Raw genomic sequence first — 13,077 nt, 5'->3', positions numbered from 1 at the left:
AGGCGTGACCACGTGAAAATAAAAATCCTGTGCGCCACGGTGATCTCCCTGGTGATTCGGCAAGCCGTGGCTGCTGAAAGCGAGCTGCAATTTAACCCCGCGTTCCTCAACGGCGAGAGCGCAAACAGCGCCGATCTCGCCTGGGTCAACGCCGGGAGCACGTTGCCGCCGGGTGATTACAACCTCAACGTGTATATCAATACGAATTATGCGTTCACGGGTAACGTCACGTTCCGCCTTGCTGAAGACAGCACGGGTGAAGCGCTGCCCTGCCTCACGCCTGAACAATTCGCCGCGCTGGGCATCGATAGCCATCAGGCGAAGGGTGGCGACCTGCCGCTGGCGCAGCGCTGCATCTTCCTAACGAAGGCGTTTGCGGATACGCAGTTTGATCTGGACCAGAAGACGCTCACCCTGAGCTTCACCGTACCGCAAAGTGCGATGCGCAATTTGCCGCGCGGGTACGTCAGCCCGGAAAGCTGGGAGGCGGGCATTCCTGCCGCGTGGCTGAATTACGTGGTCAATGGCTCGAACAATGAGTATCGCGGCGAGACGCGCACGCGGGAACAGCAGCTGTTTGCGAGCCTCAACAGCGGCGTCAACCTGGGCGCGTGGCGGCTGCGTGATTTCACCACGTGGACCAAAGACAGCAATGAGCTCACCCACGTGCAGACCTGGCTGCAGCGCGATATTCACGCCCTGCGCGCGCAGGTGTATGCCGGGGAAACGTACACCTCGGCGCAGGTGTTCGACTCCGTGGGCCTGCGCGGTATCGCCCTGAAAACCGATGACAACATGCTGCCCGCCAGCCTCAGCGGCTATGCGCCTGAAGTTCGCGGCATCGCGCGCAGTAACGCCACGGTCACGGTTCGCCAGAACGGCAACATCATCTATCAAACCTCCGTCCCGCCGGGGGCGTTTGTGCTGAAAGATCTCTACCCGACCTCCTCGGGAGGCGATCTGGCGGTCACCATTCAGGAGAACGACGGCAGCAAAACGCAATACACGCTCCCCTTTGCCAGCGTGCCGAACCTGGTGCGTAACGGACAGGTGAAATATGCCCTCGGCGCCGGGAAATACCGTCCGACGGGCAATCAGGACGCGCCCTCTTTCGCGCAGGGCGAGCTGTTCTACGGCTGGCGATACGGCCTGACGTTTTACGGCGGGGCGCAGTTTGCCGATCGCTATAACGGCCTGGCCTTCGGGTTTGGGCAAAACCTCGGCCGCTTTGGCGCCTACTCCATCGACCTGACCCACGCCCGCAGCCAGCTGGCGGACGATCGGCGCTATACCGGTGATTCGGTGCGCCTGCGCTACAGCAAGCTGCTGAACGACATTGGCACGCGGGTGAATTTCTTCTCGCTGCGCTACTCCACGAAAGGGTTTTATACCCTCAGCGACACCACGTACAAAGGCATGTCGGGCGGATCGCCAAAGCAGACGGTGGAAGACGATGGCACCGTCACCACCCAATACGACACCGTGTACAACCTGCGCATGTCGCGCAAGGCAAAAAACCAGCTGCTGCTGTCGCAGCCGATGGGACAATACGGCTCGCTGTCACTGTCGTGGGATCAGCAGACCTACTGGAACACGTCAAATACCACGCAAAGCCTGCAGTTTGCGTGGAACGCCACGTTTCGCAACGTGTCGCTTGGCGTCAGCGTCCAGCGAAGCTCGAGCCTGTATGACGACAAGAAAGATAACATCCTTTCGATGTCGATTTCGGTCCCGCTGGGCAACCCGACGCTGTCGACCCGCGCGCGCTTTACCACGACCCATGCGGATTCCACCGGCACCACCACCAGCACGGGCGTGAGCGGCTACCTGCCGGGTGAGGAGAATCTGTTCTATAGCGTCAACCAGCGCTACAGCTCCCGACAGCACTACGGCGGCGATGCCACCCTGCAATACGAAGGCGCGTGGGGAGACTACAACCTGGGCTACAGCTACGCCAGCGACTCCCGCAACCTCAGCTACGGCATCAGCGGCGGCGCGGTAGTGCATGAAGATGGCCTGACGCTGAGCCAGCCGCTCGGAAATACCAACATTCTGGTAAAAGCCCCGGGAGCCAGCAATGTCGCCGTGCTTAACCATAAGGGCATCAAAACGGACGGCCGTGGCTACGCGGTGATCCCGTACGCCACGCCGTACCGCGTTAACCAGGTCGCGCTGGACGTGACGACCGCCGGCAACGACGTGGAGCTGGAAAACGCCATCGCCAACAAAACGCCTACCGATGGCGCCCTGGTTCGCGCCACCTTCACCACGCACCAGGGGGCAAAAGCGATGTTTATCGTACGTCACGGCAACGACGTGCTCCCCTTCGGCACGCTGGTCTCGCTCGATGATGACAAAACCAGCGGCATCGTTGGCGATGGCGGCAGCCTGTATCTCTCCGGTTTGTCAGAGAAGGGCACGCTGAACGCCGTGTGGGGCCGCGGCAGCCGCCAGCGCTGCGCCATTACCTACGCCTTAAACAAGCAGAACTATAACGCCCGCACCGGTCTTTATTCTCAGGAGGTGGTATGTCAGTAACGCTTCGGATCGGCTGCCTTGCGCTGCTGTTGGTTTTCACGCTCCCCGTTCGCGGCTACGACGTGCTGGTTTCCGTCACCGGCAATTTGATCGGCAACACCTGCGTGGTGGCGCAGGACTCCGGGGAGCAGAACGTGCCGCTGGGCACCATTGGTATTAAACAGTTCAGCCGTGCCGGGGCCGTCAGCAATATCAAAACGCCCTTCACGCTCAGGCTTGAAGCGTGCGGGCCAACCTTTGCTGGCGTAAAAATCCGCTTCAGCGGTACGCCGGATGATGCCAACCCGCAGCTGCTGAAAATTGCCGACGGTGGCGCTACCGGCGTGGCGGTACAGATCCTCGATAAAGAGAGCGTACTCATTCCCCTGAATACAAAGACCACCGCATACGGAACGGCGGGGGATGACAGCGTACAGATGACCTTCTACGCGCAGCTGGTTGCCACCGCTACGCCGGTGAGCGCCGGTGATGTGTCAGCCCTCGCCACCTGGACAACGGAGTATCTATGATGCGTTTAGCGTTTCTTCTCAGCGGATTACTTTTCTGCGCCAGCGTGCAGGCTCTGGACTGGAAATCGGACATTACGCTCTCCCCTCAGCCGATGACCTACAGCGGGCCAGCGGATTCCGTGGTGCCGGGCAGCATTATCGGCTCGACCTGGAGCGCCACCGCCAGCGTGCAGCAGGTGTTCTGGTGCGGGCTTATTTTTACCTGCAACAAAGGCACGCTGCAGCCCAGCAGCAGCGCCATCTCAAGCGGTGCGACGGTCACCGTCGACGGCGCGAATTACACCATTTTTGAGACCGGCGTACCGGGCGTGGGGTATATCATCGGGCTGAAGGATTTTAAGAGTACGCAATATATTCCCCTGCAAACCGGTATCACGCAAAGCTACCCGGCAGAGGGCACCAGTGGGTTTGCCCAGGATCTGGGATGGTCAGCAAAGGTCACCTTTATTAAAACCGGTGCCGCCCTGAAATCCGGCGTCTATAACATCCCGACCATCAACGCCGCGGTGCTCACCGCCTATAACAACGAAACGAAAACGGCGCAGGTGATTATCAGCCCGACCACCATCACGGTGACCGCCAGCGGGTGTACGGTCGGCAGCAAAAACGCCAGCGTGGCGCTGGGCACCATTGATATTCGCACCCTGCCCACGGTGGGAAGCACGTCGCCATCAGGGACGTTTACCGTCGGCCTGACCTGCGACGCGAACGTGGCGGTTCACGCGGTGATGACCGATCAGACCACGCCGTCGAACACCTCGTCGGTGGTGACCCTGACCGGAGATTCCACGGCGTCCGGCGTTGGGGTGCAGTTTTTCTACAACGGCAGCGGGCCGCTGACGATGGGGCCGGACAGCTCGGCCGCGGGTGCGACCGGCCAGTTCTTCATCCAGAGCACCACGGCGGCGCAGACGCTCACGTTACCGTTCCAGGCGCAGTACATCCGAACCGGCGAACTGGTCCCCGGCTCGGCCAACGCGCTGGCCAGCATTACGTTTTCCTACCAGTAGGGCTACTGCTTCACCCACACCAGCTGATCGGTTCGGAAGCCCAGACCGCGCGCGGTGTTCAGGTAATCCTGCTTCACCGCATCCGGAATGGTTGGCGTGCGCGACAGGATCCACAGGTAATCGCGGTTCGGGCCGCTGACCAGGGCGTACTGGTACTTATCGTCCAGCCTGATCACGTTATAGCCGCCGTAGAACGGGCCGAAGAAGGACACCTTCAGCGCGGCGGTGGTTGGCTCGCCGGTAAAGTACGCTTTGCCTTCGCTCTCGTTCCACTTGTTCTTCACCGGATCGTAGCCCCGGTTGAGCACGCTGATGCCGCCGTCGCTGCGCTTGCCGTAGGTGGCGGTTACCTGCTCCAGCCCGCGTTCAAAGCGGTTTTCCAGACGGGCGACCTCATACCATTTTCCGAGATAGCGGCTGGCGTCAAAACCAGAAATCGGCTGCACGCCCTTCGGCGGCGTGGGGGATTTACAGGCGACCAGCGTCAGCGCAATGGCAACACCGGTCACAACAGGCCATAGCTTCATGAGAATTCCTTTCATTTGCACGGTTGGACGTTAAGTGTAGTGCACCGTTTCGGCGCTTCATCCCGTTCGGGAAAATTCGTAGTATATTGAGAGTATTCCTCCACTCTGGACACGGACATGGCTTACTCCATCGGCGAATTCGCCAGACTCAGCGGCATCACCGCCACCACCCTGCGGGCGTGGCAGCGTCGCTATGGTTTACTCAAGCCACAGCGCACGGAAGGCGGCCACCGCCAGTACAGCGACGAGGACGTCCAGCAGGCGCTAAAAATCCTCGACTGGGTCAAAAAAGGCGTCCCGATCGGTCAGGTCAAACCGCTGCTGGAGCGCCCGACGCCAGGACGGACCAACAACTGGCAAACCCTGCAGCAGAACATGCTGCAACGTCTGCAGGACGGCAAGGTCGAGTCCCTGCGCCAGATGATTTACGACGCCGGACGCGAATACCCAAGGCCGGAGCTGGTCGCGAACGTGCTGCGCCCGCTGCGCAGCCAGGTCTCGGCCAACGTCGCCGCCGCCATGACCCTGCGCGCGATCCTCGACGGCATCATCATCGCCTACACCTCGTTTTGCCTCGAAGGCGATAAAAAAGCGCCGGGCGATAACATTCTGCTCAGCGGCTGGCACCTCAACGACCCGTGCGAGATCTGGCTCGAAGCCTTAACGCGCACCGGGCAGGGCCACCGAATCGACATCCTGCCGGTTCCGCCTGACGCGCTGGCACCGGAAATTTTCCCGGAGCGCAAATGGCTTCTGGTCACCAGCGGCAAACTCACCGCCGGGCGGAAAAAACAGGTGGAGCAGTGGCAGCAGCAGGTATCGCTTGAAGTGATTATCCTCTGATAATTTTCTCCTGCGGGAATCTTCACGAAAAGTTGAATATTTTCCCGCGCCGCAGATGCTAACGTTTTCCTGTGACGAATAACTCAACAGGAAAACACCATGAAAAAATCTGCCCCTCTGCTGATCCTGGCCTCGATGGCCTTTGCCCCTGCTGCCTTTAGCGCCCCTGCCGGCACGCTGAGCGTCCACATTCTCGACCAGCAAACCGGGATGCCGCCATCAGACGTGACCGTTACGCTGGAGAAACAGCAGCAGGACAAATGGACCCCGATTGCCAGCGGTAAAACCGACCACGACGGCCGCATCAAATCGCTCTATCCGCAGGATCAAGACATGCAGCCTGGCGTGTATAAAGTGACCTTCAAAACCGCAGAGTACTTCCACGGCAAAAAGCTGGACTCCTTCTTCCCGGAGATCCCGGTGCTGTTTACCGTGACCCGCACCAACGAGAAGCTGCACATCCCGCTTCTGCTGAGCCAGTACGGTTACTCGACCTACAAGGGCAGTTAAGACGCATTGATTTTAAAGGAATAAAAAAAATAGTTCCGCTAATACTTGGACAAATTAGTCATGTTGTGTAAGTTTTAATTATATGAACGGGAGGACTACACCATGACAACGAAACCTGTGCTCGGTATTAGCGGATGTTTGACCGGATCCGCCGTTCGCTTTGACGGCGGACACAAGCGTATGGGCTTCGTCATGGATGAGCTGGCCCAGTGGGTGAATTTCAGGCCCGTCTGCCCAGAAATGGCCATCGGCCTGCCGACGCCTCGCCCGGCCATACGCCTGACGCTGATGGACAGCGGCGAAACGCAGCTCCGTTTCAGCAAGCCGCCTCATGATGACCTCACGCAGAAAATGGTCGACTTTACGGCGGACTATCTGCCAAAAATCGGCGATCTGTCGGGATTTATCGTCTGTGCAAAATCCCCAAGCTGCGGCCTGGAACGCGTGCGGCTGTACGATGAAAACGGCAACCGGGGCCGCAAGGAGGGCGTCGGGCTGTTCACCGCCGCCCTTCTTGAAACCTACCCGTGGCTGCCCGTCGAGGAAGACGGTCGGCTGCACGACCCGGTGCTGCGGGAAAACTTTATCGAGCGGGTATTTGCCCTGCACGAGCTAAACACGCTGCGCGCTAAAGGTCTGACGCGGCGTGGGCTGCTGGATTTCCACAGCCGCTATAAATTGCAGCTGCTGGCGCACCATCAGGCGGGCTACCGCGAAATCGGCCCGTTCGTTGCCTCGCTGCACGAGTGGGAAGACCTGGACGCCTTCTTCGTGGCGTACCGGGAAAAACTGATGACCATCCTGAAAAAACCCGCCTCGCGGAAGAATCACACCAACGTGCTGATGCATATCCAGGGATATTTCCGTAACCAGCTGAACACCCGCCAGCGCGGCGAGCTGCGCGACGTGATCCTGCACTATCGCAACGGACAGTTGCCTATTCTCGCCCCGATCACGCTGCTGAAGCACTACCTGGCCGAATACCCCGACCGGTATCTGATGACGCAAAACTACTTTGATCCCTATCCTGATGATTTGGGTCTGCGTCTGGCAGTCAAGTGATCATAAAAATGCGAAGGCCCCATTGACCCGTAGAGGCCCAAAGCAGTACCCCGTTTAGACGACATCCTCACTGTCGTCTCTTTTTTGCATTTCATCTCAAAGACTGTGATTATATACAGGCTTATTCTGCAAAAAGGGGCCTGCCAGTGATCAACACCCTGCACATTCAAAACTACCGATCCATCCGCGACATGTCGCTGGAGCTGGAGCAGCTCAACATCGTCTTCGGGCCGAACGGCACCGGGAAATCCAATATCTACAAGGCGATACACCTGATGCACAGCGCCGCTCAGGGACAGTTTTCCCAGGCGCTGGCAAACGAGGGCGGCATTCTGAAGGTGTTCTGGGCAGGTAAAACCCGCAGCGACCAGCTGCGGCGGATGAATCTGGCGGTGGAAACAGAGACCTACGAATACGAGCTGCAGGTCGGGTTTGTGGAGAAGCTGCCCTATCCCTCGCAGTTTCAGCTCGATCCGGTGATCAAAGAGGAGTCCATCTGGCTGAGCGGTCAGCACCGTCGGCCTTCGTCACAGCTGATGAAGCGTAAGAACCAGGCAGTATTTCTGAACAATGTGCATCACGAGAAAGTGACCCACAGCGGCACGCTGTACGAGAACGAATCGGTGTTCGGGCAGCTCGGCGAACCGCATCTTTACCCGGAAGTGTCGCAGATGCGCGAGTCCCTGCGTAACTGGCGCTTTTATCATGAGTTTTCTGTATCAATCGGCTCGGCGATGCGCGCCCCGCAGGTCGGCTTCCGCTCCCCGGTGCTGGCCAGCGACGGTGCCAACCTGGCGGCCGCGTTTCAGACCATCGTCGAGATCGGCGACGAGCTGCTGCTGATGCGCATCCTTGACCAGGCCTTCCCCGGCTGCGTGTTTTACAGCGACAACACCGGCGGACGTTTTCGCATGATGATGCAGCGCGAGGGTCTTAGCAGGCCGCTGGAACCGGCGGAGTTCTCCGACGGCACCCTGCGCTTTCTGTGCCTGGCGGTAGCGCTGTTAAGCCCGCGCCCACCGGCGTTTATCGCGTTGAACGAACCGGAAAACAGCCTGCACCCACAGATGCTGCCCGCGCTGGCGAGCTTAATCGCCGAGGCCAGCCGCTACTCGCAGATTTGGCTCACCAGCCACTCGCCGGAGCTGGCGAAGTTGATTGAGAAACAGCGATCGTTTTCGCTGTATCAGCTGTCAATGGTGGAGGGGGAGACGAGGGTGGAGAGGCTGGGGTAGTCTCCAGGGGCACGGAGACTGTTTTGCAGTATCTCGCTTCAGTGAAGCATGCCAATAAAGAACCCCAGATACCCGGACCTGCTTAACCATATAAAGGGGCTGGTGAGGCCGGACCGCCGGAGATTAATCAACTCTCTCATGGGAGCCAGGCCATCATTTTTGATAACGACATTTTTTGCACAATAGCGACAATGCATAATCAGAAATAAAATCCCGGCGATCCCAAAACCAAAATAGCTTTCGCGACTGCCCCAAAAATGAGTGCTTAATTTTAAATAAGTTAATCCCCAGATAGTGACTAAAAAGGCGATAAATGAACATGCTGCGATGTTCATGTCTCGCTTACTACCCAGACCAAAAAAGAGCGCGTCAAAGAAAAACATCGGGGTAAACGGTGACTGGACGCTTCTTCCCGTCGCTTTACTAAAACGAAAAAAAACGACCGTTCCGACGAAAAATGCGAACAGCGCAATTCCTAATAGCAGATAAATCATTTAATTAATCCTTTTTGAAGGGCCAGGATATGAGTTCGGTACTGATAGAGTCGTTAAGTTTGGAGAGCAATAGCTCAGTAAAAACTGTAAAAACTTTTATCCAATCCCGTTAGGACGCTATTCCACACTCATTAGCATCTAATAAATGCTTGTTTTTTCTTATCTGTTCCCAGCTTTTTCAAATCAGACAGAAGCTATTCCCTCTCGTCCTCAGCCTCCGCACTTACGTACTTTTCGGTGAAGATTGTGATGTCCTTATCACCCCAAAAATATTCTCAACAACAACCAAATTCTATTATTTATATTTTTTCATTTTCAAGAATAAATTCACAAAAAACATGAGCACACCAAAAACAAACCCATTGAAGAGACTAAAGTTAAAGTCATCAAGGAAATTAACAATCGAATAAGAAGGCCAATGTCCTTCTATCAGTAAAGCAGTCAATCTGCTAGACACTGAAACTAAAACACATCCTGCTAAAAGGGTAACGAAACCCATAAGTAAAAAAAGAAGAAAGGAAAAAATTATTTTTTTCATTTCAATTTCCCCTTGACGTAATCTTCACCTGCTTTTCCCGCTCTCTCAGATAGATAGCCACCTGCTGTAGCACCTGCTATTGCTGGTAATTGGTTTACTTTAGGTGGCTCTATTATTGATGGCATTCTCGAATTTTGATAATCTTTAAACCCATTACTCCAAGGATTCCATACCTTATTATCAACCTTCTGAACACCCAACCCAAACAAATAACCTAACGTAGCTCCACCTGCAGCCCCGATCATAGGCGCTGTTGGATTCTTACCATCAATGAGGCTACTTATCCCTGCTCCTGCGGTGCTCACTGCTGTAGTTCCAACATATTTCATACCAGTTGTAGCTGCTCCAGTAATCATTGCTGTGATAAGACTATTCGGGCTAAATACCTCACTTGGATCATTATGGATATTGTACGCTTGAGACGTGGCGTTTGCGATTCCACTTGTAGCCGCAGAAACACCTCTTGTTGCTAATGTTGAACTGCCAATCAAGTCCGCAACAGCAGGAGCAACGGCACGACCAAGAATCGGTATTGAAAGAGAAATCGTTGCGATAGCTGCTTTAGGTATGTTGTTTGATCGCTGCATCTCGTCATAGTTATCAATCACTGGCGACAGCTGATTAATGCTGTACTGTGCCAGTTGCTTACAATCTGCATCACAACCCGGTGATTGCATAAGCTGAATAAGGTCATCCTGTTGTTTAACAAGATAATCCTTACTGATCTGTGTGTTCAGCGCTTTTTGCTGTTGAGCCGCATTCGCTTTGCTCGCAACATCCACCAGTTTCTTACGCTCTTCATCCGTTGATGCCGATTTATATTTCTCAAGCCATGAGGTTGTCTGGTCAGCGCTGAGATAATTATTCTCAACACTATTCTTCCCGGCACTGGCCCCGGCCGCCGCACCAGCCGTATTTCCCCCAGCAATCCCGCCGGCTATGCCCGCTGAAACAGATGCCAGCGTACTCACGGTCTGCTTCTGCTCTTCCGTCAGCTTCGACGGGTCTGTGTCCGGATAGAACTGTCTGGCGATAGCTGTCGCAATCAGTTCGCCGGATGCGGCTCCCACAGCGCCTGCTGCGGCACTGTTGCCCTGAAGGGCTGCGGTTACGCCGCCGAGGATGGCATGGGCAATCGCTTTTGCCGCCTTGTCGTCGTTAATGCCTGCGCGGTGACCGATGATGTACGCCAGCTCCGGTGCCGACGCGCCCGCCAGCGCCCCTCCGATATTGCCGCCCGCCAGTCCCTGCAGCGCTGCCGTGGCCGCCTGGATGCCGCGCTGCATATCGCTGCCGGTTCCGTACGTCACCATCACGTTTTTGTATGCCTGGGTATCTCGCAGTTTCGCCAGATAATCCTGCCGCTGTTTCTCTGTCGCGTTTGCGGGGAGTGTTGCGCCGGTTTCTTTCTGGGCCGCCTTCAGCCCGTTCAGGTCACCCTGCGTCCTGGCAATATCCGCCACCTGGCTGCCAATGTCGCTGATCATCCCAACCGCGTTCAGGCGGTTCTGCTCTTTCTCCTTGTCGAAGATCGGGCTGATGCTGTCGTTGGCATGTTCGGTGTCGCGGCTCAGATCGGCCACGTCCTGCTTCTGGTTTGCCTTGTCGCGGATGGTGAGGGAGCCCTCTGCCACGGCGGCCTGCGTGGTGCCTTCCTTATGGCCTTTATTACCCGCAGCGGAGATCATGCCGCCCGGCAGGTTGCCCTGGAATTTATCCCCGAAGCTGCCGCCGCCGCTCAGGCTGATACCGGAGTGCGAGGTTTTAAAGTCCGCTTCGTTGTGGATATCGCTGAAGCCCAGCGTTCCGGTATCGAGGCTATTTTTGTCCGGCGTGGCGGTGGAGGCGATAACCGCGCCATCAAGCTGGGTGTGATGCCCCACGGTGATGTCGAAGCCCCCGTCCCCGGCATACAGCCCGGTCTGTTCGGCCACCGAATCAAAGCGGCTCTTCATCTTGTCCTGGCTGGCGTTGATATAGCCTGAACCGGACATGGTTCCGAAGGTGAAGCTGCCCCCGGCCGCAACGCTGGTCTGCTTGCTGTCGTAGTCGCTGTTGTTCTGCTGGCTGCGCATCAGCAGGTCGTGACCAACGTCTGCCACGATTTTATTGCCGTTAACCTGGGCGCCATCAAGCACGGTGTCGTGCCCGCTTTTTAGGGTGACGTTTTTGCCGCTGTCGATTGTGGTTTCGGTCCAGTCGGTACCGTTACCTTTATCCTTGCCGTGCGCGGCGTTAACGTTGGCAAACACGCTGATACCCGCGCCGTTGCCTCCGGCACCGATGCTTACCCCAATACCGCCACCGCTGCTGCTGTTCTTGCCGCTGGTTTTTTGGGTATTCGCCGCGCCGGACAGCAGAATATCGTTCTGTGCATCCAGCGTGGTGTCGCCCCCGGCTTTCAGCTGGCTGCCCGCAATCACGATGTCGCCGCTGTTTGCACCTTTGTTTTTGCCGTTCGCGGTGATGGAGAGATTGTTGCCTGCGTTCAGCGTGCTGCCTGCCACCGCATCACTCTCAGCATGCTGCTGTGATTTCGACTTCTGGGTCGTCAGCGAGAGGCTCACACCCATTGCGTTCGGGTCGCCGGTGGTTGCCGCCATATCCGCAGCCTGCCCGGCCTGCACGCCGGACAGCACCGTTTTGGTGGCCTGAAGGGCTTTCAGACGGCCATCACTTTGCTCTTTGGTCTCCTGCGCCGCGCTCACGGCATTGTTAATAGCGCTACCGACGGTGCCGGAGAGCGCCACGGTGAGCCCGCTTTTCTTCTGCTCGAAGGTTTCATCCCGGGTGCGCCTGTCGTGCCCCGGCTCGATGATGACGCTGTCGCCGCTGAGGCTTAAATCCTTCCCGGCGATAAGATCCGCCCCGCCGACATGGGCCTGGTTTCCGGCAGAAATCGCGACGTTACCGCCCGTCGAGCCCACCGTACTGAAGCTCTGGCTCTGGGTGGTACCCTTCTCACGAAGATCGTGCGTGCTTTTACTGCTGCCGATGGTGAAGCCAATCCCGCCCGAGCCCATCAGGCCGGATTTTTTCTCTTCCTTAAATCGCCACGAGGTGTCGGTGTTGGTGGCCGCAACGATATCAACATTGTTGCCCGCCTTAAGCTGCACGTCGCCATCGCCCGCCACGGCGGAGCCGAACACCCGCAGGTTATTGCCCGCCACCACCTGCACGTTATCGCCGCTCAGCAAGGAGCCGGATTCACGCGTCGCGCTGTCCTCCTCGATGGTGTGGGTGGTTTTCTTGCTGAGGAAACCTTTTTTGGTTTTGGTCTGCTCTTTGTAGTGATAATCGCTTTCGGTTGCGGTATTGAGGCTGACGTCGCGGCCTGCCGCCACGCCGATATCGCCCTTCGCCGTCACCTGCGCGGCTTCGGTGGTGACATCGCGTCCGGCGAGGATTAGGGTATTCTCCCCGCTGGCGATCTCGGTTCCCTGCTGACGTACCGATTCGTTAATAACGGTTTTCTTGCCTGACCTATAGCTGTCGCCCTGCGTGGTCTCTTCCGCAGCCAGATTCACGTCGCGACCCGCCTGCAGCCCGACGCTTTTCTCCGCTGCCAGCGCGGCGGCCTGAGCGTTGATATCCTGCCCGGCCTTCAGGACCAGGTTATCGCCTGCGGAAATCGTGGTGCGGTCGAGCCCGGTGCTGTGGGACTCGCTTTTCCCTTTACGGCTGCTTTCGCTTGTCTGTGCCGCGTTCAGGTTCAGATCGTTGCCCGCGCTCAGCCCCGCGCTGCCGCCCGCCTTCAGGTCGCTGGCGGTCACGTCAAGGTTGTGCCCGGCATTCACCAGCAGGTTGCCGC

General features: G+C 57.3%; 10 protein-coding genes. 7 read left to right on the top strand and 3 right to left on the bottom strand.

Annotated features, from left to right (window positions below; genetic code table 11):
• Positions 1-12 precede the first annotated feature (12 nt).
• Genes UR289_RS18265 through UR289_RS18255 form a run of 3 tightly spaced genes read left to right on the top strand, consistent with a single transcriptional unit; the run spans position 13 to position 4,057 of the window.
• Positions 13-2,538, top strand: a complete 2,526-nt coding sequence (locus UR289_RS18265) for a fimbria/pilus outer membrane usher protein (RefSeq protein WP_320711194.1) — start codon at positions 13-15, stop codon at positions 2,536-2,538.
• A complete protein-coding gene (locus UR289_RS18260) occupies positions 2,529-3,047 on the top strand; it encodes a fimbrial protein (RefSeq protein ID WP_039263502.1) in 519 nt (172 codons plus the stop codon). Before UR289_RS18265 ends, UR289_RS18260 begins: the two co-directional genes overlap by 10 nt.
• Positions 3,047-4,057: a fimbrial protein gene (locus UR289_RS18255; RefSeq protein WP_045889361.1), complete on the top strand. Its 1,011-nt coding sequence runs from the start codon at positions 3,047-3,049 to the stop codon at positions 4,055-4,057. Before UR289_RS18260 ends, UR289_RS18255 begins: the two co-directional genes overlap by 1 nt.
• Before the next feature lie 2 nt (positions 4,058-4,059).
• Here the strand turns inward: UR289_RS18255 and UR289_RS18250 are convergent, their stop codons facing one another.
• Positions 4,060-4,584 (bottom strand): lipocalin family protein, encoded by a 525-nt coding sequence (locus tag UR289_RS18250; RefSeq protein WP_047059663.1) that lies wholly within the window; start codon positions 4,582-4,584, stop codon positions 4,060-4,062.
• Between the two features lie 117 nt (positions 4,585-4,701).
• Between UR289_RS18250 and UR289_RS18245 the strand changes: the two genes are divergently transcribed.
• The 4 genes from UR289_RS18245 to UR289_RS18230 all read left to right on the top strand — a co-directional run bounded on the left by UR289_RS18245 (position 4,702) and on the right by UR289_RS18230 (position 8,234).
• Entirely contained in the window at positions 4,702-5,427 is a 726-nt protein-coding gene (locus tag UR289_RS18245; protein ID WP_029740778.1) for a MerR family transcriptional regulator, read from the top strand.
• A gap of 99 nt (positions 5,428-5,526) precedes the next feature.
• Positions 5,527-5,937 carry a hydroxyisourate hydrolase gene (gene uraH, locus UR289_RS18240; RefSeq protein ID WP_210867566.1) on the top strand — a complete coding sequence of 137 codons (411 nt, stop codon included), beginning with the start codon at positions 5,527-5,529 and terminating at the stop codon, positions 5,935-5,937.
• Between the two features lie 102 nt (positions 5,938-6,039).
• Positions 6,040-6,999, top strand: a complete 960-nt coding sequence (locus tag UR289_RS18235) for a DUF523 and DUF1722 domain-containing protein (RefSeq protein WP_320711191.1) — start codon at positions 6,040-6,042, stop codon at positions 6,997-6,999.
• Positions 7,000-7,145: 146 nt separating this feature from the next.
• Entirely contained in the window at positions 7,146-8,234 is a 1,089-nt protein-coding gene (locus UR289_RS18230) for an AAA family ATPase (protein ID WP_047059659.1), read from the top strand.
• Between the two features lie 38 nt (positions 8,235-8,272).
• Here the strand turns inward: UR289_RS18230 and UR289_RS18225 are convergent, their stop codons facing one another.
• Together UR289_RS18225 and UR289_RS18220 are read right to left on the bottom strand one after the other, a co-directional pair.
• Positions 8,273-8,728 (bottom strand): hypothetical protein, encoded by a 456-nt coding sequence (locus UR289_RS18225; protein ID WP_058841828.1) that lies wholly within the window; start codon positions 8,726-8,728, stop codon positions 8,273-8,275.
• A gap of 534 nt (positions 8,729-9,262) precedes the next feature.
• Positions 9,263-13,077, bottom strand: a 3,815-nt coding sequence (locus tag UR289_RS18220; RefSeq protein WP_320711188.1) for a hemagglutinin repeat-containing protein, incomplete at its 5' end; no start/stop codon positions are given.

Source organism: Enterobacter sp. 302C9 (assembly GCF_034106085.1).
In the GTDB taxonomy this organism is placed as follows: domain Bacteria; phylum Pseudomonadota; class Gammaproteobacteria; order Enterobacterales; family Enterobacteriaceae; genus Enterobacter; species Enterobacter asburiae_B.
Note: the sequence above shows the minus strand (reverse complement) of the source record. Positions and strands in the feature narration are given on the sequence as shown.